The organism is Luteimonas sp. A277, assembly GCF_054052045.1.
Window position 1 is genome coordinate 109,523 of record NZ_JBSVRG010000008.1, and the last position, 24,113, is coordinate 133,635.

Annotated in this window: 19 protein-coding genes and 1 tRNA gene; 13 read left to right on the forward strand and 7 right to left on the reverse strand. The window is 66.1% G+C overall.

Features of this window, described 5'->3' with window-relative positions:
• Positions 1-115 precede the first annotated feature (115 nt).
• Together ACW7G2_RS09520 and ACW7G2_RS09525 are read left to right on the forward strand one after the other, a co-directional pair.
• A complete protein-coding gene (locus ACW7G2_RS09520; protein WP_456975089.1) occupies positions 116-3,040 on the forward strand; it encodes a TonB-dependent receptor domain-containing protein in 2,925 nt (974 codons plus the stop codon).
• Positions 3,041-3,169: 129 nt separating this feature from the next.
• Positions 3,170-5,317 carry a methyltransferase domain-containing protein gene (locus ACW7G2_RS09525; RefSeq protein ID WP_456975091.1) on the forward strand — a complete coding sequence of 716 codons (2,148 nt, stop codon included), beginning with the start codon at positions 3,170-3,172 and terminating at the stop codon, positions 5,315-5,317.
• A gap of 51 nt (positions 5,318-5,368) precedes the next feature.
• Here the strand turns inward: ACW7G2_RS09525 and ACW7G2_RS09530 are convergent, their stop codons facing one another.
• Together ACW7G2_RS09530 and ACW7G2_RS09535 are read right to left on the reverse strand one after the other, a co-directional pair.
• Positions 5,369-7,174: a phosphoenolpyruvate carboxykinase (GTP) gene (locus tag ACW7G2_RS09530; RefSeq protein ID WP_456975093.1), complete on the reverse strand. Its 1,806-nt coding sequence runs from the start codon at positions 7,172-7,174 to the stop codon at positions 5,369-5,371.
• A gap of 104 nt (positions 7,175-7,278) precedes the next feature.
• On the reverse strand, positions 7,279-7,884 hold the full coding sequence (locus ACW7G2_RS09535) for a TetR/AcrR family transcriptional regulator (protein WP_456975095.1): 606 nt from the start codon (positions 7,882-7,884) through the stop codon (positions 7,279-7,281).
• 154 nt (positions 7,885-8,038) lie between these two features.
• Here ACW7G2_RS09535 and ACW7G2_RS09540 point away from each other — a divergent pair, with 154 nt between their 5' ends.
• From ACW7G2_RS09540 to ACW7G2_RS09550, 3 genes are all read left to right on the forward strand, one after another.
• Positions 8,039-10,504: an acyl-CoA dehydrogenase gene (locus ACW7G2_RS09540; RefSeq protein ID WP_456975097.1), complete on the forward strand. Its 2,466-nt coding sequence runs from the start codon at positions 8,039-8,041 to the stop codon at positions 10,502-10,504.
• A 321-nt stretch (positions 10,505-10,825) separates the two neighbouring features.
• Positions 10,826-11,755, forward strand: coding sequence for an RHS repeat-associated core domain-containing protein (locus ACW7G2_RS09545; RefSeq protein ID WP_456975099.1), 930 nt, complete (start codon positions 10,826-10,828; stop codon positions 11,753-11,755).
• A 20-nt stretch (positions 11,756-11,775) separates the two neighbouring features.
• On the forward strand, positions 11,776-12,264 hold the full coding sequence (locus ACW7G2_RS09550) for a hypothetical protein (RefSeq protein ID WP_456975101.1): 489 nt from the start codon (positions 11,776-11,778) through the stop codon (positions 12,262-12,264).
• An 82-nt stretch (positions 12,265-12,346) separates the two neighbouring features.
• Here the strand turns inward: ACW7G2_RS09550 and ACW7G2_RS09555 are convergent, their stop codons facing one another.
• The 4 genes from ACW7G2_RS09555 to ACW7G2_RS09570 all read right to left on the reverse strand — a co-directional run bounded on the left by ACW7G2_RS09555 (position 12,347) and on the right by ACW7G2_RS09570 (position 16,178).
• Positions 12,347-13,693 (reverse strand): NTP/NDP exchange transporter, encoded by a 1,347-nt coding sequence (locus ACW7G2_RS09555; RefSeq protein ID WP_456975103.1) that lies wholly within the window; start codon positions 13,691-13,693, stop codon positions 12,347-12,349.
• A 107-nt stretch (positions 13,694-13,800) separates the two neighbouring features.
• Positions 13,801-14,211, reverse strand: a complete 411-nt coding sequence (locus ACW7G2_RS09560; protein ID WP_456975105.1) for a DUF6165 family protein — start codon at positions 14,209-14,211, stop codon at positions 13,801-13,803.
• A gap of 16 nt (positions 14,212-14,227) precedes the next feature.
• Positions 14,228-14,301 (reverse strand) — tRNA-Gly (locus tag ACW7G2_RS09565).
• A 53-nt stretch (positions 14,302-14,354) separates the two neighbouring features.
• Positions 14,355-16,178 carry an autotransporter domain-containing protein gene (locus tag ACW7G2_RS09570; RefSeq protein WP_456975107.1) on the reverse strand — a complete coding sequence of 608 codons (1,824 nt, stop codon included), beginning with the start codon at positions 16,176-16,178 and terminating at the stop codon, positions 14,355-14,357.
• 160 nt (positions 16,179-16,338) lie between these two features.
• On the opposite strand from ACW7G2_RS09570, the gene thiS reads away from it, so the two are divergent.
• The 4 genes from thiS (at position 16,339) to ACW7G2_RS09590 (ending at position 20,202) form a co-directional block, all read left to right on the forward strand.
• Complete coding sequence (gene thiS, locus ACW7G2_RS09575) at positions 16,339-16,539, forward strand: sulfur carrier protein ThiS (RefSeq protein ID WP_456975109.1); 201 nt, start codon at positions 16,339-16,341, stop codon at positions 16,537-16,539.
• Between the two features lie 96 nt (positions 16,540-16,635).
• A complete protein-coding gene (locus tag ACW7G2_RS09580) occupies positions 16,636-17,439 on the forward strand; it encodes a thiazole synthase (RefSeq protein WP_456975111.1) in 804 nt (267 codons plus the stop codon).
• Positions 17,440-17,605: 166 nt separating this feature from the next.
• Complete coding sequence (trmB, locus tag ACW7G2_RS09585) at positions 17,606-18,337, forward strand: tRNA (guanosine(46)-N7)-methyltransferase TrmB (RefSeq protein ID WP_456975113.1); 732 nt, start codon at positions 17,606-17,608, stop codon at positions 18,335-18,337.
• A gap of 23 nt (positions 18,338-18,360) precedes the next feature.
• Entirely contained in the window at positions 18,361-20,202 is a 1,842-nt protein-coding gene (locus ACW7G2_RS09590; protein WP_456975115.1) for an SLC13 family permease, read from the forward strand.
• A 138-nt stretch (positions 20,203-20,340) separates the two neighbouring features.
• On the opposite strand, the gene ACW7G2_RS09595 is transcribed toward ACW7G2_RS09590, so the two are convergent.
• Positions 20,341-20,676, reverse strand: a complete 336-nt coding sequence (locus ACW7G2_RS09595) for a Rieske (2Fe-2S) protein (RefSeq protein WP_456975117.1) — start codon at positions 20,674-20,676, stop codon at positions 20,341-20,343.
• 102 nt (positions 20,677-20,778) lie between these two features.
• Between ACW7G2_RS09595 and ACW7G2_RS09600 the strand changes: the two genes are divergently transcribed.
• From ACW7G2_RS09600 to ACW7G2_RS09615, 4 genes are all read left to right on the forward strand, one after another.
• Complete coding sequence (locus ACW7G2_RS09600) at positions 20,779-21,078, forward strand: hypothetical protein (RefSeq protein WP_456975119.1); 300 nt, start codon at positions 20,779-20,781, stop codon at positions 21,076-21,078.
• A gap of 7 nt (positions 21,079-21,085) precedes the next feature.
• A complete protein-coding gene (locus ACW7G2_RS09605; RefSeq protein WP_456975121.1) occupies positions 21,086-21,799 on the forward strand; it encodes a fumarylacetoacetate hydrolase family protein in 714 nt (237 codons plus the stop codon).
• A 60-nt stretch (positions 21,800-21,859) separates the two neighbouring features.
• Positions 21,860-22,282, forward strand: a complete 423-nt coding sequence (mscL, locus tag ACW7G2_RS09610; protein WP_456975123.1) for a large-conductance mechanosensitive channel protein MscL — start codon at positions 21,860-21,862, stop codon at positions 22,280-22,282.
• 118 nt (positions 22,283-22,400) lie between these two features.
• Positions 22,401-23,795 carry a M20/M25/M40 family metallo-hydrolase gene (locus tag ACW7G2_RS09615; RefSeq protein WP_456975125.1) on the forward strand — a complete coding sequence of 465 codons (1,395 nt, stop codon included), beginning with the start codon at positions 22,401-22,403 and terminating at the stop codon, positions 23,793-23,795.
• Positions 23,796-24,113 lie beyond the last annotated feature (318 nt).

Below are 24,113 nucleotides of genomic sequence, written 5' to 3' on the forward strand. Positions count from 1 at the left end.
ATTTCTCTCCAATGGGGGCTACTATCGGCCTCGGCCTTGCCGACTTTGGCATCTGTGTTGATGTCATCGGTGGGGTTCCCATGGGATTACCCAAGACACACTTGGAGAGAGAGAGATGACTTTGAAGACCACCAAGCTGCGCGACGCGATTACTTTCGCGCTCGTTGCCGGCGCAACCGCCGTCACCGGCACGGGCGTTGCATTCGCCCAGGATTCCGGTACGGAAGCAACCACCCTGGACCGCATCGAGGTCACAGGTTCGCGCATCCGCCAGGCCGACATCGAGACCGCACAGCCGGTCTTCACCATCAGCCGCCAGGATATCGAGCAGCAGGGCTTCGCCTCGATCGGCGACGTCCTGCAGAACATGACTGCTGCCGGCTCACCGCCGATCAGCCGCTCGCAGCCGCTGTCCTCCGGTGAGAACGTTGGTGGCCAGTACATCGACCTGCGCAGCCTGGGCGCGAACCGCACCCTGGTGCTGGTCAACGGCCGCCGCCTGCCGATCACCACCAGTGGTTACCAGGACATCTCCGCCATCCCGAGCATCATGGTCGAGCGCATCGACATCCTGAAGGACGGTGCCTCCTCGATCTACGGTTCCGATGCGATCGCCGGCGTGATCAACATCATCACCCGTCGCAACTTCGAAGGCGTCGAAAGCAGCGTCTACCACGGCCAGTTCTCCGATGGTGACGGCGCCAAGACCCGTATCGACGGCGTGTTCGGCGTCAGCAGCGACCGCGGCTACATCACCGTCGGCGCCGAGTACCGCGAGGAAGAGGAAGTCTGGGCCCGCGACCGCTACTACACCGCCGACAGCCGCCCGGGTTTTCCCGCGAGCAGCCTGACCACCGTCGGCCAGTGGGGCAACTTCTGGAGTCCAGCCGACGACGCATGGTTGGCCCCGGACCGTGGCGGCAACGCCATAGGTCTGGACAACTTCCATCCCCAGACCAGCGATGACACCAACAACTCCGCTGATCAGATGCACGCGCTGAACCCGCTCGAGGCGCGCTCGCTGTTCGTCAGCGGTGCGTACGACATCACGGATCGCGTGCAGCTGGTAGCCGACGCGAGCTACCAGAACCGCAGGTCCGAGCGTCAGATTGCCGGCTACCCGCTGCAGTCGGCTGCGTTCGGCATTCCGATGGCCGGCTCAAGCACCAGGTGGGTCGAAAACCCCGTAACGGGCGAGCTGGTGCAGCAAGCCCTCAACGGCAGCTACTTCAACCCGCTGGGTGATCAGGACATCGACTGGCGCCGCCGCGGCTGGGAAGTGCCGCGTTCGACCAACAGCGAAATCTCCGTGTGGCGCTTCAGCGCCGCGCTTGAGGGCTCGTTCGAGTTCGGCGACCGCTATATCGACTGGCAGGTCGGCAACATGTACTCCGACACCGACCTGGCCGTCAGCAGCCGTGGTGACTTCCACACCGGGGCGGTTGCAAATGCTGTGGGCCCCTCGTTCATGAATGGCCAGGGTCAGCTCGTTTGCGGTACCCAGGGGACGGGCTTCGACACCGACGGGAACGCGATCGACGAGATCATCTCCGGCTGCGTGCCGTGGAACCCGTTTGCAGGCGGCGGTACCGGCGCAGTGGCGAACTCGCTGGACGATCCGGCCATCCAGAACCTGTTCTTCCCGACTTTCCACGACCTCGGCTCGACCACCACCCACAGCTACTTCGCCAACATCAGCGGCAACCTCTTCGCGCTGCCGGCCGGCGACCTGAGCTACGCCGCAGGCTACGAGTACCGCAAGGAAAAGGGCTCCTACACGCCTGACGCCCTGCTGCAGTCCGGCGTTGCCTCCGGCCTGGCCGCTGGCCCGACCGGTGGTGACTACAAGGTTGACGAGTTCTTCCTGGAGTTCGACGTCCCGCTGCTGTCCGGCGTGACCGGTGCCCAGGAGCTGGGCATCAACGTGGCCAGCCGCTACTCCGACTACGACACCTTCGGTGACACCGTCAACAGCAAGTTCGGCGTGAAGTGGAAGCCGATCGACGACCTGCTGGTCCGCGCCACCTGGGCCCAGGGCTTCCGCGCCCCCTCCATCAGCAACCTGTACGGCGGCGGCTCGCAGACCTTCACCACCAACTTCCGCGATCCGTGTGACTCGGTTTATGGTGACGCCCGCGGCACCTCGCGCTGCCTGCAGGACGTTGCAGCCGACTACCGTCAGCTGAAGCAGGGCTTCGTGCCGACCGATGGTCCGGCGGACCAGACCCCGGTTCCGTTCAACAGCGGCTCCAATCCGCTGCTGCAGCCAGAGCGCTCGCGTTCCTGGACCGCAGGCCTGGTCTACAGCCCGAGCTACGTCCAGGGCCTGGACTTCACCCTGGACTGGTGGAAGATCCGCATTGACGACACCATGGTCAGCGACACTCCGAACGCGATCCTTTCGGACTGCTACATCTCGCTGATCGAGTCGCGCTGCGGGCAGTTTGAACGTGATCCGTCCAACGGCATCGTCAACGAGCTGTCCTTTGGCCTGCGCAACGCCGGCTACTCGGAAGTTGAAGGCTTTGACTTCGGCGTCGGCTACCGCTGGGATACCAACTCCCTCGGCGCGTTCTCGGCCCAGTGGGACAGCACGTACTTCTCGAGCTACGACTACAAGGCCACCAACGACGCAGACGCACCTGTCTCGCCGCAGGTCGGTTTCGGCTCGGAATTCCGTATCCGTTCGAACTTCAACCTGAGCTGGACCTACGGTGACTTCGGTGCCACCTGGGCCATGCGCTACAACTCCGGTTCGAAGGAAGGCTGCTACTACACCCAGCTCTGCACGAATCCGGACTACCAGGCTCCGGACACCCAGGGCAACATCGTTCCGCAGAACCGCGTCGGCTCGGTCACGTTCAACGACCTGCAGGTGCGCTGGAATGCTCCGTGGAATGCCACCGTCTCGGTCGGTGCGAACAACGTGCTCGGCAAGGAACCGCCGATCTACTTCTCGCAGCCGAACTCGAACTACGCGTTCTACGGCGGTCATGACATGGGTCGCTTCATGTACATGAAGTACCAGCAGCGCTTCTGATCCATCCAGACAGCTGATGTCTGTTTACTACGGCCCCTCACGGGGCCGTAGTTTTTTGGGTCGCCGTTGGACTTGGCGCATACTCCGGCGGCACCTGGATCATCTGCAGTCACTGGAGATCGAGACATCATGAACCCGATGGAACAGGCCCGGGGGCTGTTCGAACAGGCTATTGAGCATCACCGCAATCACCGTTTGCAGGCAGCTGAGCAGCTGTACCGCCAGGCACTGGTCCTGGTACCGGACCGGGTTTCACTGCTGGTCAACCTGAGCGCGGTGCTGATTGGCCAAGGGCGCACCGACGAGGCCAGCGCGCTGAGCCAACAGGCGCTTGCCATCGAGCCCGGCCATCCTGACGCCCTGGAGCACCTGGCCGCCTGCAGCCAGGCCAAGCTGGATCCCGAGGAACGGCTCCGCCGCATCGAGGCGGATCTTTTGCGGCAACCGCAGGACGCCGGATTGCACAACCAGCGGGGCCTTCTGCTCCATGACATGGCCCGGCCCGAAGAAGCATGCGCAAGCTTCAGCCAGGCATTGGCGCTGGATCCCGACAACCCGGGCACCCTGAGCAATCGCGCCATGTCCCTGGAAGCCCTGGCACAGCATGAGCGGGCGCTGGAAGACTATCGCCAGGCCGTGCGGGCGTCGCCCGATTACGATCAGGCAGGCTATGGATTGATCAACACTGCGCTGGCGATCGGCTACCTGCCCACGACGCCGGACCCCGGGTTTGAAGAGCTGTTGGCCCGGGCGCTGGAGCGCCCCTGGGCCAGGCCACAATCAATCGCGCCGCTGGCCCAGGCCTGGCTGAAGCGCTCCCCTGATATGGCGAGGGTCCTGACAGACCTCGACGGGCTGGCGGCTGGGCCGGGCATTTCCGACACCCGGGTTGCAGAAGCCAGCAGGGTGCTTGCCCACAACCGCCTGTTGGTCGCGCTGCTGCAGCATGCCGTGGTGACGGACATCGAACTGGAACGGCTGCTGACGCGGCTCAGGGCCGCGTTTCTGGCGGAAACAATGCGACCGGATCCGCCCAACGGCGAGCCGGCACTTGCAGCCTTCCATTGCGCACTGGCCATGCAGTGCTTCCTCAACGAATACGTTTATGCCAACGACGCCCGGGAGCAGGCCGGGTTCCGCGATCTGGCGGCGCGGCTGGGCAATGCGCTGTCCCGGCGTCAACCGGTGCCGGTCCGCTGGATTACCGCCGTGGCCAGCTATATGCCGCTGCACCAGGTGCCAGGGTACGAATACCTGCTGGAGCAGCCCGGAATCGCGGCGGCTGGCCCCGTGATACGGCAACAGGTTGCGGCTCCACTGCAGGAACGGCAGTTGGCAGCCGCTATTCCGGCGATCACTCCGATCCGCGACACCGTTTCGGTGCAGGTGCGGGAGCAATATGAGCAGAACCCCTATCCACGCTGGAACAATCTGCCCCGCCACACCACCAGGATGGGCTTGCGGACGTTTCTGAAGTCACGGGTTGCCGGCACGCTTCCCGCCCGTTTGCCCGGGGCGGACGGCAAGCCGGTGGAAGCGCTGAACGCCGGCTGCGGAACCGGACAGCACCCCATCGACATGGTCCAGCGCATCGAAAGTATCAAACTGCTGGCCGTGGACCTGAGCCTGGCGAGTCTTGCCTACGCCAAGCGCATGGCGGGGGAGATGCAACTGCAAAACATCGAATTTGCCCAGGCGGACATCCTTGAGCTCGGCAGCATTGACCGCCGCTTCGATCTGATTGAATCCACCGGGGTGCTACATCACCTGGCCGACCCCGCCCAAGGGCTTGCGGTCCTGTGCAGGTTGCTGCGCGATGACGGGGTAATGCGCCTGGCGCTGTACAGCGAACACGCCCGCCAATCAGTGGCCGCCTGCCGCCGGTATATTGCCGAGCGGGGCTATCGCTCCACCCCGGAAGACATCCGTCGCTGTCGCGCAGAACTGATGTCGCTGGAGCCGGGGGACCCCCGACGGGAAGCGATGAAGTTCACTGATTTTTACTCGATGAGCGAGTGCCGCGATCTGCTTTTCCACGTGCAGGAGCATCGCTTCAACCTGCCCGACCTCAGGATCCTGCTGCAACGGATGTCGCTGGACTTCCTGGGTTTTGAGCTTCAGCCAGGCGATCTCGACGGCTTCCGCCGCAGGTTTCCTGATCCAGCGGATCGCAGTGACCTGCTGGCCTGGGATGCGCACGAGCGACAGAACCCGGACCTGTTCGCCGGCATGTACGTCTTCTGGGTGCGAAAATCTGCCGCTGGCATCAGTTCCTGATACGGAACCGGCCGCAAGCGCTTCCCGCGCTTGCGGCCATATCAGCCCTGGTCAGCCGCCCTTGCCCAGACCGGACAGCGTGCGCAGGTGTTCTTCGCGCAACGCCTCAGGCAACCGGCTGCCGAACTCGTCCAGGAAGCCCGCAAGCGACTCATACTCGGCGCGCCAACCGTCGGTATCCACCTCCAGCAACGCATCCCGATCCGCTTCGGTCAGCTCCAGCCCGTCCAGTGACAACACCTCTGCGGTCGGCAACAACCCCACCGGGCTTTCAACCGCTCCGGTAGAGCCATCGACCCGGCCGATGATCCACTCCAGCACGCGCAGGTTGTCGCCAAAGCCAGGCCACATGAAACGGCCGTCGGCGTCTTTGCGGAACCAGTTGACGTGGAAGATGCCCGGCAGCTTCGCCCCCGGCTTGTCGAACGACAGCCAGTGCTTGAAGTAGTCGCCGAAGTGGTAGCCGCAGAACGGCTTCATCGCCATCGGGTCGCGGCGCACCACGCCCACGGCGCCGGTGGCGGCGGCGGTGGTTTCAGAGGCCATGGCCGCGCCCACCATCACCCCGTGGGCCCAGTCGCGGGCCTGGAACACCAGCGGCACCAGCGAGGCGCGGCGGCCGCCGAAGACGATCGCGCTGATCGGCACGCCCTGCGGGTCCTCTCCGTGTGGCGAGAAGGTCGGGCACTGCCGCGCGGCCACGGTGAACCGGGAGTTCGGGTGCGCGGCCGGGCCATTGGCCGGGTCATAGGGGCGTCCCTGCCAGTCGAAAGCGGGCACGCGATCGTCCAGGCCTTCCCACCAGGGCTGGTTGTCGTCGGTGATCGCCACGTTGGTGAAGATGGTGTCGCGCTGGATCGAGGCGAGTGCGTTGGGGTTTGATTTGGCCGAGGTGCCCGGGGCCACGCCAAAGAATCCGGCTTCCGGATTGATAGCCCACAGCCGGCCGTCTTCACCGGGGTGCATCCAGGCGATGTCGTCGCCCACCGTCCACACCTTCCAGCCATCCTGCTGGTAGCCTTCCGGCGGGATCAGCATGGCCAGGTTGGTCTTGCCGCAGGCGCTGGGGAAGGCGGCGGCGATGTAGTGCGTCTCGCCCTGCGGGTTCTCGATGCCCACGATCAGCATGTGCTCGGCCAGCCAGCCTTCCTGGCGTGCCTGCCAAGAGGCGATGCGCAGAGCGTGGCACTTCTTGCCCAGCAGCGCGTTGCCGCCGTAGCCCGAGCCGTAGGACTTGATCGCCAGCTCCTCGGGGAAATGCATGATGTAGCGGCGCTCCGGATCCAGCTCGCCGGTCGAGTGCAGGCCCTTCACGAACGGCTTGCCCTCGGCACCCTCGCGCTCGATCCGCTCCAGCGCAGCTGCGCCCATGCGGGTCATCAGGCGCATGTTGGCGACCACGTACGGCGAGTCGGTGATTTCCACCCCGCAGCGGGCCAGCGGTGAATCCACCGGACCCATGCAGTACGGGATCACGTACATGGTGCGGCCCTGCATGCAGCCTTCAAACAGCGCGTCCAGCTTGGTATGCGCCTCGTCCGGGGCCATCCAGTGGTTGTTCGGACCGGCATCCTCGCGTTCGCGGCTGCACACGAAAGTCAGGTGTTCCACCCGCGCCACGTCTTCGGGGTCGGACCGGTGCAGCCAGCAGCCGGGGTGCGTATCCGGGTTGAGCGGCAGCAGGGTGCCGTCGGCCTGCATGGCCTCCAGCAGCGCCTGGTACTCGGCATCGCTGCCATCGCACCAGTGGATGGCATCCGGGCGCGTCAATGCGGCGACCTGCGCCACCCACTCGTTCAGCGCGGCAAGTGCGCTGGCGTTCGCAGGCATGACCTGCTGACTGGAAACTGCGTTCATCGAACCTCCGGAAAACGGCACTGCTCCGCCCAACGGCGGAAAAGCGGCCAGTTTAGCCGCTGCGACCGGAGCTGGCCCCGCTGCAGCGCAACATTGCGCTGCGCTCAGACCGGGATCAGGGTTTCCATGACGTGGCCGATGTATTCCTCGTAGGTCTCGTGATCCAGCCGCGACTGCGGCAGCTGCGAGGAGAGCTGCAGGAAACCGACGTAGGCGCTGTAGGCCAGCCGCGCCCGGTGCTTCGCCCTGGACTGCGCAAAGCCGACCTGGCAGAACGCACTGGTCAGGTACTGCAGCCGGCGCTCGGACACGCGACCGATCACCGGCTGCACGATCGGATGGTCCAGCGCCTGCAGCAGCGCGCTGTAGATGACGTGCGACTGGATCTCCACCGCTACCATCTGGATCAGGTTGCGCAGCCGTTCGTGCGGATCGGTGATGCGCTCGAGCGCACCGAACAGGGCCTCCTGTTCCACGCTCTCCCAGCGCTCCAGCGCTGCCTGAAGCAGCGCATCGCGGGATGGGAAGTGCCAGTAGAAGCTGCCCTTGGTCACCCCGAGCCGGCGGGCCAGGGGTTCCACGGCCACGGCGGCCACGCCCTGCTCGGCGATCAGGTCGAGGGCGGCCTGGGCCCAATCATCGGTGCTCAATCGGGCATTGCGCTCCCGCGACTTTGATTTCGGCGCCTTGCCGGGAGCTGTTTTTTCCATGGCCGCAGTGTATCCATACGCTGCCGTCTCGTCATGCGCGGCCGGCCCCGTACCGCGCGATTGACACGGCTTCGCGGCATTCCCATACTGGCCCGTATGGTTATATTGCGGCGCGCAGGCACCCTGCCCGGCACGCCCTCCCCAGGAGTCCGTAATGAGCGTTGCAATGCCGTTCCTCGTCCTGATCCTCACCGGTGCCTTTGCCGCCTACCACCGCCTGCGGCTGGCCACGTGGATTGCCATCGGCGCCACCGGCCTGGTGGCCTGCTGGCTGCTGGGCAGCCATCCCGGCGCCACCGTGGTGGCCGCGGTGCTGCTCGCACTGGTGGCGGCACTGCTGCTGATCGGCCCGGTGCGCAAGGCGCTGATCACCGCGCCGCTGCTGAAGTTCTTCCGCAAGGTGCTGCCGCCGCTGTCGCAGACCGAGCGGATCGCGCTGGAAACCGGCTCCGTGGGTTTTGAAGGCGAGCTGTTCACCGGTGACCCGGACTGGAACATCCTGCTGAACTATCCGAAGCCGGAGCTGACCGCCGAAGAACAGGCCTTCCTGGACGGACCCACCGAAGAACTGTGCCTGATGGTGGACGAGTGGCAGATCAACCACGTGCACGCCGACCTGCCGCCGGAAATGTGGGACTTCATCAAGACCAACCGCTTCTTCGGCATGATCATCCCCAAGGAATATGGCGGCCTCGGCTTTTCCGCCCTGGCCCACCACAAGGTGATCCAGAAGTTGGCCACGGCTTCGAGCGTGGTCAGCTCCACCGTGGGCGTGCCCAACTCGCTGGGGCCTGGCGAGCTGCTGATGCACTACGGCACCCAGGAGCAGAAGGAGTACTACCTGCCGCGCCTGGCGTTGGGGGAGGAAGTGCCGTGCTTTGCCCTCACCGGCCCGTTTGCCGGCTCCGACGCCACCTCCATCCCCGACTACGGCATCGTCTGCAAGGGCGAGTGGAATGGCGCCCAGGTGCTGGGCGTGCGCCTGACCTTCGACAAGCGCTATATCACCCTGGCCCCGGTGGCGACCCTGATCGGCTTGGCCTTCCGCATGTATGACCCGGACGGACTGATCGGCGACACCCGCGACATCGGCATCACCCTGGCACTGATGCCCCGTGACACCGCTGGCGTGGAAGCCGGCCGCCGCCACTTCCCGCTCAATTCGCCGTTCCAGAACGGCCCGGTGCGCGGCAAGGACGTGTTCATCCCGCTCAGCCAGCTGATTGGCGGCGTGGAGAAGGCCGGCCTGGGCTGGAACATGCTCAACGAGTGCCTGGCCGTGGGCCGCTCCATCACCCTGCCCTCAACCGCCAGCGGTGGATCCAAATTCGCTGCGGTAGTGGTCGGCGCCTATGCGCGGATCCGCAAGCAGTTCGGGCTGTCGATCGGACGCTTCGAAGGCGTGGAGGAAGCGCTGGCCCGGATCGGCGGGCGCGCCTATGCCGCCAGCGCCCTGTCGCAGGCGACCGCCGCGGCGGTTGACCGCGGCGATGTGCCGTCAGTGCCTTCGGCGATTGCCAAATACCACTGCACCGAAATGGGCCGCCAGGCCGCCAGCGACTTCATGGACGTCGTGGGCGGCAAGGGCATCATCCTCGGGCCGCGTAACCTGGGCGGGCGGGCCTGGCAGGCCTCGCCGATCGCGATCACGGTGGAAGGCGCCAACATCATGACCCGCAGCCTGCTGATCTTCGGCCAGGGCGCGATCCTGTGTCATCCGTGGGTGATGAAGGAGATGAAGGCCGCCCAGGATCCGGACGAGGCCGCCGGGCTGCGCGAATTCGACCGCAACCTGTTTGGTCATATGGGGTTCGCGATCTCCAACGCGGTGCGCTCGTTCTGGTTCGGCATCACCGCGGCGAAAATCGGCTCCGCTCCAGGCGACGACTACACCCGCCGCTACTTCCGCAAGCTGGACCGCTACTCCGCCAATCTGGCGCTGATGGCCGACGTGTCGATGCTGATGCTGGGCGGCAAGCTGAAGTTCAAGGAGTCACTGTCCGGGCGGCTGGGCGATGTGCTCAGCCATCTCTATATGACCAGCGCCATGCTCAAGCGCTACCACGACGAAGGCACCCCGGAAGCCGAGCAGCCGCTGCTGGCCTGGGCCTTCCACGACAGCGTGCACCGCATGGAAACCTCGCTGTCCGCGGCACTGCGCAACTTCCCGATCCGTCCGGTGGGCTGGCTGATGTGGCTGCTGGTGTTCCCGCTGGGCCGTCGCGCGGTGCCACCGGGTGATCGCCTGAGCCATCGCGTGGCCGCGCTGCTGATGTCGCCCAACGCCGCCCGCGACCGCCTGGCCAAGGGCGTGTTCCTCACTCCCGGCCCGAACAACCCGGGTGGCCGCATCAACAGCTACCTGGCCAAGGCCATCGCCGCCGAGCCGGTGGAACGCAAGCTGATGAAGGCGCTGAAGAACAGCGATATCGAGGCGCTGGACTTCGCCTCGCAGCTGGACGAGGGCTTGCGCGAGGGCTGGATCACCACGGAAGAGCGCGCCCAACTGGAAGAGCTGCGCGAGCTCACCCTGGACACCATCACCGTGGACGACTTCGACGCCGAGGAACTGCGTTCAGCGGGCTACCGTGTGCAGCAGGAAAAGCGCGATGCGGCCTGACGGGCGGGCCCTTTCGGCTTGGGTGAGCGCGCTGTGATCTGAAGGGCCCCTCCGCGACCGGGAGGCCTTTGCGCTCCATGTCCCCCGGCATCCGCCTTCCGGCGGTTGCCTCCTCCTTTACTTACGCGCAAAGGCCTCCCGGCCACGACGGGGCTCGGCTTCGGCGCGCTGTGTCCGCGCCACCGCGGCTGGATTGACCCGCCGACGGGCAGGCCAACTTGGCGATACCGGACGTCGATCCCATTTTACGCAGGCGCGGTATTGACACGAACTGTTAAAAGTGGAACTTGATCGCCAGGAGGCCGGCAAACGGGTACGGTCATGCGTCAAGCCAACGCTACGGAAGGCCAAGGGGGAAGCATGCGTCTCAATCTATTCGTCGGACTGGCGGCAGTCGGATTCTTTTGCGTGGTGTCGAACAGTCACGCGCAGACCACCGTACGTTATTTTCATACTGACGCGATGGGCAGTATCGTCGCCGTTTCCGACGAGAGCGGGAACGTCGTGGAACGCCGGGAATACGAACCGTACGGTGCCCAGCTGACCCCTGCCCTGCAGGACGGCCCCGGATTCACTGGGCATGTGCAAGATGCGGCCACCGGCCTCACCTACATGCAGGATCGCTATTACGATCCAGTCTTGGGGGTATTCCTGTCGGTCGACCCAGTCACCCCATACAGCCGCCCCACGCAGTACTTCCACCGGTATCGCTACGCCGCCAACAACCCGTACCGCTATCATGATCCTGATGGCCGGGAGTTCCGATCAATCAATCCAGCCAACAATGCGAAGCTTGCGGGCTATATCAATGCGAGGGCCGCTGGGCACTATCGGTTCAATGAGACCAACTTGCTGGTCCGAACCGGTGACAACCCCGGGGGCGGAGGATCGGCAACTTACGATTCGGCGCTGCAGCATGGGATTGCCTCGGAAAAGACGATTCTGCTGGCCGTCCAGCAGATGGTCGGTAACGTCAACGTCGACGATCACGGGGGTGGGTTGACGGGTACGCACGGCAACGACGTCGCCGCTGTCATTAGCGACAACGTCTTTAATACAGTCGACGCACAAGGGAACCTGTTGACCGATCTGCCGGCCGATATTCTGGCGCACGAGATTGCCGGCCATGCAGTACAGCAGGTACTCGGCAACCACGAAGCCAACGCAATCGACATTGACAACCAGATCCGGACGGAAATGAGAGAGCCTTCGCTTCCGCGCGACGAAAACCACCGGGCTTTCGACCCATGATCCGCATACTATTGGCCTGCGTGATCGTGATCGTCCTGCTGTGCGGCAACGCGTTCGCCAGGGAACTTCGTGAGTACTCCCTGACCGAGAAAGTGGAAGCATCAGACATGATCGTTGTCGGCCGGGTTGTCGGGGTCGAGCGCCCGGGCATCGAGGGAGTGAGGGCGTTCGCCCGCGTGGAAGTGAGCGACGGCATCAAGGGGGCAACCGCGGGAGACGAACTGCGCTTCGTGATCCGCGGCAGCATTGCCGAGGCCGATCCGGATTGCTGCAAGGTGGGCTGTGAGTACCTCTTCTTTGCTGTTCGGGGGATACAGGTCTTGCTCGTCGAGGGAACGGAGATCGGCGGCAAGATGAGCCGACAGGACCAATTCGTTTCCGCTACCAACGGCAGGTTCAGCACGTATCGCCTCGGGTTTGAAGGGGTCAAGGACTGGCCACGAGATGGTGAAGGCCCCACACCGCTGGCCGAGGTCCGCAGTGACATCGAGTCGCTGCTTGACCGGTAGCAGATTATTCAAGACATCTTGGGACGCCACCTGACTTGCAAGTGGCGCGGCTTCGAAGGTGTCGACGTTGTGACCGGAGCCGTTACAGCCGCGCTTCGCTGTGCTGTTCGGGCAGCCGGCGCTGCTCGCGCACCACCCGCCAGGCGCTGAAACTGAAGCCCAGCGCGACGCCGATGCCGGCCAGGAACACCACCCCCGAGCCAAACGCCGCCAGCCCCTTGTGCACCCACACGAAGGTGACGTCGCCGCCGCGGTAGATCGCGGTGTCGATGACCGCCTTGGCCTTGTAGCGGGATTCGCGGTCCATGCGGGTGTACAGGGTCTCGCGCGCCGGTTTGTTGAGCGAGAACTCGCTCGCCCGGGTCATCACCTGCACCATGGCCACCAGCATGGGCAGCGGCGAGGCTGACAGCAGGCAGAAGCCCAGCAGGATCGCCACCGCCGGCAACAGCAGCAGTGGCGCCACGCCGTAGCGGCGCAGCAGCCAGCGGGTGGCGAAGAGCTGGATCAGGATGGTCAGTCCGTTCACCGCCCAGTCCAGCGTGGAGTAGTAGCGGGTCGCGCCCTCGGCGGTCGGGAAGTACTGGCGCACGATCGCCGCCTGCTCGTTGTACAGCAGCGTTCCGATGCCCACGCCGAAGAACATCAGCATCGCCAGCGCGCGCAGCAGCGGGTCATTCCACACCCGCACCAGCCCTGCCCACACCGAGCCGCCCATGGCCTGCTCGCCGCTCTGTTCGTCATGCTCGATTTCGCGCCGCATGGCCCAGGGCCGCAGCTTGATGATGCACAACACGCACACGCTGAGGAACGCGGCCGACACCAGCAGCAGGTTGGCTACGCCGATCTGCTCCACCAGAAGGCGGGTGATCGCCGGACCTGACAGCGCCCCGATGGTGCCGCCCGCACCGATGTAGCCGTACACCAGCTTGGCGTGTTCGTTATCGAACACGTCGGCCATGAAACTCCAGAACACCATTACCGCGAACAGGTTGAACACCGCGATGAAGATGAAGAACACCGCGCCGCGCCCGGAAGCGCCGGTATCAAATGCCCACCAGAACCCCAGCAGGCACGTGATGAACACCAGATACACCACCGGCAGGAACACCCGCCGCGGAAACCGGGCCACCAGCCCACCGTAGACCGGCTGCAGCAGCAGCATGACCAGGAAAGTGCCGCTGAACAGAACCTGCAGGGTGTAGTCGCCAAGCGCTATCCCGCGCCCCGCCGTCCACTCCAGCAGCCAGGCCGGGAACACGGTGGCCGGATCACTGGATGCCCCCATGGCGTCGCGCACCGGACGCAGTACGTAATAGCCGCACAGCAGGCAGAAAAAATATACCAGCGCCCACCACAGCGGCGGGGAAGCCGACAGCGCCGCCCGGAAGCGCGCAAGGCGTGAGGTCGAACTGGGGGGAGTGGTCAAGGCACGGCAGGGCTGCTAATGCGATCCGGGCACGGTACCTGATGCACTGCACAATCGGCAATCATCCGCCCCTGCCGGCGTGCGGCCTGCCTGGTGTCGGGCGAGGCTCAGGCGCCGGGAGCAGCGTCGGCCTGATATTCCTTTTCGTCGATGAAAGTCGAGCCGACCAAACGGTTGATGTCGTTCTTCAACCCGACCCGCACCGCGTTCTCGCGCCCCACCGCACAGGCGAGACGCACGAACTCTTCATCGAAGTTCTTTGCCGCTTCGCGATCGCGCAGGCCGTCCTGCACGTCCCACATCGCCTCGTTGGCAACCTTGAGCTGCTGCTTGAGTTCCTCGACCCCGGGGTGACGGTCACGCAGGCCTTCCCAGATCGCGGTCAGCCCCTGCAGTTCAACCATCACGTTGCCGCGCTTTTCGGCGTCGGCGATGCGCTCGGACTTGATCTCCAGGATGGTGATCTTGTCCAGCAGCTCACCGATGGACATCGGCATCAGGATCGAACCCAACTTCATCTCCCAGGCAACACTATGGAGCGGGTGAAGGGAATCGAACCCTCGTCTTAAGCTTGGGAAGCTTCTGCTCTACCATTGAGCTACACCCGCCTGTGGCCCGCAGTCTAGGGTGCGGGACCAGTGTTTGCCAAGCGGCCCGAGGCTCAGAATCCGCGGCCCAGGCTGAGGAAGACGGCGGTGTTGCCACCGCCCGCATGACTCACCGTACCGGTGACCCCGAAGTTGGCATCCAGCCCGAACAGCGCGGTACGTGCGCCCAGGGTTACGGTGCCGTAGCTGTCGTCGTGGCCGTAGGTGGGTACGGCGTACGGGCCGCTGCCGGCCAACGTCTGGGCGATGGCGAAGGCCTCCTCCGGCGCATCCTCCAGCTCGTTGTCCCAGGTGAATCGCGCATACGGGCGCAGCGCGCCCTCGCCTGTCACTGCAAGCTGCCAGCCCACGCTGGCGATGAGTGAATCGAAATCCTGGTCCGGATAGGCCAGCGAGGTGGACAGGGCCGGATCGCTCTCGGCAAAACCATCCATGTCGACCTGCTGCCACACCAGTCCCAGCACCGGGCCGTGGCGCAGGCTGCCGCGCTGGAAGTCCCAGCCCAGATGGGTGGCCACGGCCAGGATTTCGCCGTCGGTCGAGCCGCGATGGCTGCGCTCGCCCTGCCCCAGCCGCACCCGGCGGTGGCTGTCGAAATCCAGCTGCGACCAGCTCAGCTGGGTCACGCCCCAGCCGCCACCGTCACTGAACCAGCCGGCGTAGCCGCCGATGGCAAGATCTTCGTAGCGGAAATCACCGCGGTTCAGGCCCCACTGCTGGCGGGTCGTGCCATAGCCGCCAAAGGCGCCGAACACCGCGTTGCCGCGCACCCAGTCCAGGCCCACGGTCAGCGCGGGCCCGAAGCCGTCGTGGAAGTCACCGTCATCGCGGCGCAGGTAGTTGCCAGCCACATCGACCCACCAGCCGCCGGTTTCCGGCCTGCCCTCGACGTGCCAGGCCACCCGTTCGGCACGGGCGCGTCCGGTCGCTGCCGCAGCCTGGGGCAGTGCCGCCACCAGCGCCGGCGCCTCCAGCACCGAAGCAGCGAAATCCGCCAGCGCGGCGTGGCCTGCATCGGTCGGGTGCACGCCGTCGGCAAAGAGATAGGTCCTGGGCGCATCCGGATGGGTGTAGCTGGCCGGACTGCAGGTCAGCGACTGGGCGGTGATCTGCGGCTCGCAGGCGGTGCCGGTGACGTTCGAGAACCCGAACTCGCCCGGGCTGGCCGCGATTTCGCGCAGGAAACTGAAGGTATCCAGCGGGATCACCCGCAGGCCGCTGGCCGCCAGTCCGCCGAACAGCGCATCGTTGTACGCCCCGGCCAGCGCGCTGAGCTGCGCCTGGGCCACTGGCCCCTGGGCACGCGCAGCCGGGGTGATGCCCATATCCGGCAGCGCGGGCACCAGCACGTAACGCGCCCCGGCGCCCTGCAATGCGCCCACCAGGCCGATCTGCGTGCTTACCGCCGTGCCGATGGTCTGTTCCGGCGGCGCGCCAGCCGCGATGGAAAACACGTCGTTGGCGCCGCCCCACAGCGAATACAGCGCATCGGGATCCACTCCGCCCGTTGCCATGAAGCGCTGCACCTGGCTGGCCATCGATGGCGTCGGCCCGAGCGCACCGACCACGTCCGACGCCACCAGCGCCCCACCCACGGCGTAGTTGTCACCCGATTGGCCGTTGCCGTTGGCCGAGGCGTCGGTGCCCCAGCGCGCGCCCAGGTGCTGCGCCCAGACCCAGCCCGGGTTGGTGGTGAACTGACCGGTGACCGCCTGCACTTCCGGAGGCAGCAGCGGACGGAAAAAGCCGGCGTCGGTCAGGCTGTCCCCGAAGAACACCGTGCGGGAAAACCGGTCGTCCTGCGCGAACGCCGGTGCGGCTGCCAGCGTGGCGGCGGCGACGGCGAGAATGGTCGGTACGAAACGGCGCAGGGTCATGGGATCCTCCTGATCAATGCGGCTGGCCTGGACGCGCTGCGGGACATACCCCGGCGCATGGGGCGTCATCGTTCCACGATCATTCGCAACCCTCACGCCGCAGTGCGTCATCAATCTGTCATCAATGGCCTCCGCAGGCACAAACGGCGACAATGGCGGCATGGAAATCGTACTCAATGGCGACACCGTATCGGTGGACGCGAACTCCACGGTGGCTACCCTGCTGCAGGCCAAGGGCCTGGGCGAGCGTCGCGTAGCGGTGGAAGTGAACGGAGAAATCCTGCCCCGCGGCCTGCACGCGGAACACGTGCTTGCCCCCGGTGACCGGGTCGAGATCGTGCACGCGCTGGGCGGCGGGTAAACCGACCCGCGCGCACGCGACACGTTCCGTTGGGTCGCATGAACCGACCTGCAGGAAGATGCAGCCGAAGCGCCCCATCTGCGCGATAATCGGGCGATGACCGCACAGCACACCTCCAACCAAGACGACGCCCTTGTCATTGCCGGCAAGGCCTATTCCTCGCGCCTGCTCACCGGCACCGGCAAGTTCAGGGACCTGGACGAGACCCGCCGCGCCACCGAGGCCGCAGGCGCCGAAATCGTGACCGTGGCCATCCGCCGCACCAACATCGGCCAGGATCCGGGCGAACCGAACCTGCTCGATGTGCTGCCGCCCGACCGCTACACCATCCTGCCCAACACCGCCGGCTGCTATACCGCCGAAGAAGCGGTGCGCACCTGCCGCCTGGGGCGCGAACTGCTCGACGGCCACCAGCTGACCAAGCTGGAAGTGCTGGGCGACCAGCGCACCCTGTATCCGGACGTGGTGCAGACCCTGAAGGCGGCCGAGATGCTGGTGGCCGATGGTTTCCACGTGATGGTCTACACCAGCGATGATCCACTGCTGTGCAAGCAGCTGGAAGAGATCGGCTGCGTGGCGGTGATGCCGCTGGCCGCACCGATCGGCTCGGGCCTGGGCATCCAGAACCACTGGAACCTGCGCGAGATCGTGGACAACGCCAAGGTGCCGATCCTGGTCGACGCCGGCGTGGGCACCGCCTCGGACGCGGCGATCGCGATGGAGCTGGGCTGCGACGGCGTGCTGATGAACACCGCCATCGCCGGGGCAAAGGATCCGGTGCGCATGGCCCGGGCGATGAACTACGCAGTGCGTGCCGGGCGCGATGCGTTCCTGGCTGGGCGCATCCCACGCCGCCGCTACGCCAGCGCCTCTTCGCCCGAAGACGGACTCCTCGGCTGATGGACCTTCCCTCCTCCTCCTCACGTAGGAGCGCGCCATGCGCGCGAAGCCGCGTGATTTGCGGGATCACGCAGGGGCTCCGGTTGCCTCGCTCGATCCGAAGCCCCGCGGCGCCGATCGGTGTCACGCGGCTTCGCGCGCATGGCGCGCTCCTACGGGTCAGGGCATGAGCCAGGCGGGGCCCGGGAAGCCGTACACGCAGGACCCCGAGCGGCGCAGGATCCGCAGCTTCGTGCTGCGCCAGGGCCGCTTCACCGATGCCCAGCAGCGCGCTTTCGACGAGCTGTGGCCGCGCTTCGGGCTTGATTTCACTCCGCTTGCAAGCAGGGGTGCGCCGCGCGACTTCGACGCAGTCTTCGGCCGCGTTGCGCCGCGGGTGCTGGAAATCGGCTTCGGCAACGGCGAGGCCCTGCGCTGGGCCGCGGCCCGCTATCCGGAGCGCGATCACATCGGCATCGAGGTGCACGCGCCGGGCGTGGGCCGGCTGCTGAACGCGCTGGCCGAAGACGAGGCGCACAACGTGCGCGTCTTCCACCACGACGCGGTGGAAGTGCTGGAAAATGAGGTAGCCGACGCCAGCCTGGACGAGGTGCGCATCTGGTTCCCCGATCCATGGCACAAGAAGCGCCACAACAAGCGCCGACTGGTGCAGCCCGCATTCGCCGACCTGCTGGTACGCAAGCTTGCGCCGGATGGCCGCTTGCACCTGGCCACCGATTGGCGGGACTATGCCGAACACATGTGGGACGTGCTTGAAGCCACCGAAGGACTGCGCAATCGCGCCGGCGAGCGGGGGCACGTACCGCGCCCCGAATGGCGTGCCCAGACCCACTTCGAGACCCGCGGCCAACGCCTTGGCCATGGTGTCTGGGACCTGATCTACGACCGCACCACCTGACCAGCTGAGACCAACAACCGGGCATGGACACCGCTCTCGCGCTCACCACCGATATGCAGATCGTTCTCGGTCTGGTGGCGCTGACCATGCTGCTGTTCCTGTTCCAGCGCGTCCGCGCCGACCTGGTGGCGCTGGTGGTGCTGGTGCTGCTGGGCCTCACCGGCCAGGTGGCGCCGGAAGACGTCTTCAACGGCTTTTCTTCCAACGCGGTGATCAGCGTGATCGCCACGATGATCCTGGGCCTGGGCCTGGACCGTACCGGCGCCCTCAACCGGCTGGCTGGCTGGCTGCTGCGCCGCGCGCGCGGAGTGGAGGAGAGACTGCTGCTGCTGACCGCAACCGTGGCCGGCCTCAACTCCTCGATCATGCAGAACCCGTCGGTGATGGCGCTGTACCTGCCGGTGATCTCGCGGCTGTCATCGCGCACCGGCATCAGCCTGGCGCGGATGCTGCTGCCGGTGGGCGTGGCGATCGTGATGGGCGGCACCCTGACCATGGTCGGCAACTCGCCCTTGATCATGCTCAACGACCTGCTGGTATCGGCCAACGCCAACCTGCCCTCGGGTGCGGCCACGCTGACCCCGCTGAACATGTTCGCCCCCGCGCCGATCGGCCTGGCCCTGCTGGCGGCGGGGCTGGCCTACTTCCACTTCCACGGCAACCGCCAGCTGCGCGGCGGCAAGGATGCCGGCGTGGCACCCGGGCGCACGCAGAGTTACTTTGCCCGGGTCTATGGCATCGACGGCGATATGTTCGAACTCACCGTCAGCGCCGACAGCCCGCTGGTGGGCATGACCTTCGGTGAAGCGGAATCGCTGCACAACGCGCCGGTGCTGCTGGCGCTGAAGGTGGAGGACGAAGCGCGCCTGGCACCGGCGGCTGACGTGCGCATCTGGGTGGGCAGCGTGATCGGTGCGATGGGAACCCGCGAGCAGGTATCGGACTTCGCCCAGAACAACTTCCTGCGCCTGAGCACCCGCCTGCGCCAGTTCGGCGACCTGTTCAATCCGGCCCGCGCGGGCATCTCCGAGGCGGTCGTGCCGCCGAACTCGGATTACGTCGGCAAGACCGCCAATGAGCTGCAGCTGCGCCGCCACCATGGCCTGCGCCTGCTGGCCGTCAACCGCGACAAGGACAAGGTGATCCGCGAAAACGTGCGCGACCTGCCGCTGCGCGCGGGCGACATGCTGGTGCTGCACAGCTTCTGGAAGAACCTGGTGGAGGCCGCCACGGACCGCGACTTCGTGGTGGTGACCGACTATCCGAAGGGCGAGCAGCGTCCGCACAAGTTCAAGATCGCCATGGCGATCTTCGCGGTCACGATCCTGATTGCCGTGTCCGGCCGGGTGCCGACCGCGATCGCGCTGATGACCGGCGTGGCCGGCATGCTGGTGACCGGCGTGCTGAAGATGGACGAGGCCTACGGCGCGATCAACTGGAAAACCGTGTTCCTGATGGCCTGCCTGATCCCGCTGGGCTGGGCCATGGACCGCAGCGGCGCGGCGGCCTGGGTAGCGGGAGCTTCGATCGAACGACTGCCCGACGGCCTGCCGGTGTGGCTGATCCAGGTGGCGGTGGCGATCCTCACCGCCGGCTTCTCACTGGTGATCAGCCACGTGGGCGCGACCATCGTGATGGTGCCGCTGGCGATCAACCTGGCGCTGGCGGTAGGCGCGGACCCGACCTCGTTCGCACTGATCGTGGCGCTGGCGGCGTCGAACAATTTCATGACCCAGTCCAACCCGGTGATGTCGATGATCACCGGGCCCGGCGGGTATCGCGCCAGGCAGCTGTGGATCGTGTGCGGACCGCTGTCGCTGATCTACATCGCGATCGTGGTGCTGATGGTCAACCTGCTGTTCTGAGCACGCCCCTCGTAGGAGCGCGCCATGCGCGCGAAGCCGCGTGACATCGATCCGCGCCGCGTGGCGCCGGTCACGGTCTACCGGCCGAAGCTTCGGCGCACATCACGTGTGACGCGGCTTCGCGCGCATGGCGCGCTCCTACAGGGTTGGGGCTTGCAATACGATCTGGCCATCCTGGACGGTGACCGGGATTTCACGCAGGCGGTCCCCGCGACAGGGGCCGGCGACGCATTCGCCGCTGGCAAGTTCGAAGCTGGCCCCGTGCACGGCGCACACCAATTGGCCTTCCTTCGACTTCAGGAACTGTCCCGGCGCGTAATCCAGCCGGCGCCCGGCGTGCGGGCATACATTGAGCCAGGCGCGTACGGCATCGCCCTGACGATGGACGATCAGCGATTCAGCCGCGCCGTCAACGTTGGCTTCGATCTCAACCAGGCCGCCGTCGGGGATCTGCTCGAAGGAAATCAGGGACACGTCTTCACCGTCATTTAACAGTTACGTTACAAACCCGGGCGGCATGGGACCGATACTGTGCGTCCCGGCCGCGAGCCGCATTGTGTCACGCCGAAGTAACTGATGACTCCACGCTTCCTGCAAAACCTGCTGCTGCGCTACCGCGCCACCGGCTTCAACGCCGTTTTCGCACCGCGCAAACCCCGCCACCCACTGGTCCGGCTGCTGTTCGGCCTGGCTGGCGTTGCCCTGCTGGCGGTACTGCTGGTGTTTGGCGTGGTGATCGGCGCGGCGATGCTGACAGCTGGCATGGCGATGCGCCTGCTCGGCAAGCGCGGCGCCACGATGGGCAGCCGTACCGGCAGCAACGGCACGGTGCTCGACGGCGACTACCGCGTAGTCGACAAGCCGGTCCTGCGCTGAGCCCTTCATGGCAGACCTGATTCCTGCGTGCGAAGCGCCACGTATTCCGGTACGCGGCGGCGGCACGTTTCCCGTGCGGCGTATTTACTGCGTCGGTCGCAATTTCGCCGATCATGCGCGGGAAATGGGCGCCGAGGCTCCGGCGTCGCCCGAAGCCCGTGGCCGCCCGGTGTTTTTCAGCAAGCCCGCCGATGCGCTGGTGCTGGATGGCCTGGTGCCCTACCCGTCGGCCACCTCGGAACTTCACCATGAGGTTGAGCTGACGGTGGCGATCGGCCGTGACGCGGCGCCGGGCATTCTTGATCCCGCCCATGCGTTGGCCCTGGTGCTCGGCTATGGCATCGGCCTGGACCTGACCCGGCGTGACCTGCAGGCCCAGGCAAAAGCCGCTGGCCTGCCGTGGGACATCGCCAAGGGCTTTGATCACTCCGCCCCGGCAAGCGTACTGGTGCCGGCCAGTGACATCGGCGCGTTGCACGAGCGCACGCTGTCACTGGAGGTCAACGGGGAACTGCGCCAGTCCGCGCGCCTGGATCAGATGATCTGGAACGTGGCCGAGATCCTGCACGAGCTGTCGCAGCTGTATCGCCTGCGTGCAGGCGACCTGGTGTTCATGGGTACGCCTGCCGGCGTGGCAGCACTGCAGCCCGGTGACCGCTGCAGCGCGCGACTGGATGATCTGTTGTCGCTGGACTGCGTTATTCTCCCTGTGCTCGCCTGATCCCGGCTGCCCGCTTGGCGGTCCCGGATCAGCCCAATTTCTACGGCAGGAGTCCACCAGATGAGCATCGCTTCGGAGTTCAAGGAATTCGCCATGCGCGGCAGCGTCGTCGACCTTGCGGTCGGCGTGGTGATCGGCGCCGCATTCGGCAATATTGTCACCGCCTTCGTGGACAAGGTGATCATGCCGCCGATCGGATTGCTGATCGGCGGCGTCGACTTCGCCGAATGGGTGATCACCCTGCGCGAGGCCGCGGTGGACGCGGCCGGCGAGGAAATCCCGGCGGTGGTGATCGGCATCGGCGAGTTCCTCAACTCGGTGATCCAATTCGTGATCATCGCCTTCGCGATCTTCATGGTAATCAAGGGAATCAACCGCATGAACCGCAAGGCGGCTGTCGAAGATGAGCCCGCCGCTCCCGAAGCGCCTTCGGAAGACGTGCTGTTGCTGCGCGAAATCCGCGACTCGCTCAAGAGCCGCTGACTCGGCTGGCAGCGCCCCCGCGGCGCCCATGGCGGCCTGGGAGCCGCGCCAGCCGCTCCCGGGACAATGCCGCGGGCTGATAAGCTCGCGGCATTCTTTTTCCGTCTCGGGGTTGTCCATGCGCCTGGCCGCACTGCTGTTCGTACTTGCTGTCTCTCTGCCCGCCGCCGCGCAGGAGCCGACCCGCATCCCGGATGCGGCATTGGAGATTGCAGTCCAGCTGCGCGAGCAGGCGCTGGCCGACGCCACCTCCTGGCGGGTGACCGAATCACTGACCACTGAAATCGGCGCGCGCCTGCCTGGCAGCGAAGCCGACGCGCGTGCCGTTGCCTGGGCCGAGGCGAAGTTCGCCGAGCTGGGCTATGACCGGGTCTGGACCGAGCCGGTCACGTTCCCCAAATGGGTGCGGCGCAGCGAAAGCGCGCACGTCGTGGGCGGCTACGCCCAGCCGCTGGTGGTGACTGCACTCGGGGGCAGTCCCGGCGGCGAGGTTGAAGCACCGATCGTGCGCTTCGCCAACTTCGAGGCCCTGGACGCAGCGCCCGAAGGGTCGCTGGAAGGCCGCATCGCCTTCGTCGACTTCCAGATGGAGCGCACTGCCGACGGCAGCGGCTATGGTGCCGCCGGCCCGGTACGCGGCCGCGGTCCTTCCATGGCGAGCAGCAAGGGCGCGGTTGGCTTCCTGATGCGCTCGCTCGGCACCAGCCACGCCCGCGTCGCCAACACCGGCATCACCCGCTTCGCCGAGGGCGTGGAGCCGATCCCGGCTGCCGCGCTGTCACTGCCCGATGCCGACCAGCTGGGCCGGCTGCTGCAGCGCGGCGAGGTCACCGTGGCCCTCGCGCTCGACGTCGGCTTCGACGGTGAGTACACCTCGCAGAACGTGATCGGCGAGATCAGCGGCAGCGGCGACAGCGACGAGTTCGTGGTGATCGCCTCACACCTGGATTCCTGGGATCTGGGCACCGGAGCGATCGATGATGCCTCGGGCGTGGGCATCACCATGGCTGCCGGCCACCTGATCGGCCAGCTGGAGCAGCGCCCGGCGCGCAGCATCCGGGTGATCGCCTTCGCCAACGAGGAGCAGGGCCTGATCGGTGCGCGCCAGTACGCAGAGCGTCACGCCGACAGCATCGGGCTGCACCTGGTCGCTGCCGAAAGCGACTTTGGCGCCGGCCGCATCTACGGCTTCAACACCGGCGCGCCCGGGCACGCACGCGAGGCGACGCGCCAGATTGCTGAGGCACTGGCACCGCTGGGCATCGAGTACATGCCGGAAGAAGGTGGCCCGGGCCCTGACATCATCCCCATGGCCCAGGCCGGTGTGACCTGGGTCTGGCTGGGGCAGGACGGCACGGACTACTTCGACCTGCACCACAACGCCAATGACACTTTGGACAAGGTCGATCCGGCCGACCTTGCCCAGAACACGGCCGCCTATGCGGTGTTCGCGTACCTGGCCGCACAGGCCGAGGGCGACTTCGGCAGCGCACCCGCCACCTACTCCCCGTAGGAGCGCGCCACGCGCGCGAAGCCGCGTGACCTTCGATTCCCATCGATTGCCGTGATGTCCCGGGGCCGGCGGGAGGCGCTGTGACGGGACTGTCTGCGCCATGGATGGCGCAGGCAAGCCCCCATGGGAGAGTCAGCGCGTTTGCGAAGCACTGCTTCGCGCGCTGGCGAGCGCCCGGAAGCTATGCAGAAGGGCTGGACCCGCGAAGCGGGGGTTTACGGCGTGTCCCGTTACAGCGCTTCCTGCCGGCTCGCCTGCGCAAGCTGATCACTGTCACGCGGCTTCGCGCGCATGGCGCGCGCCTACGGGTGGGGACGT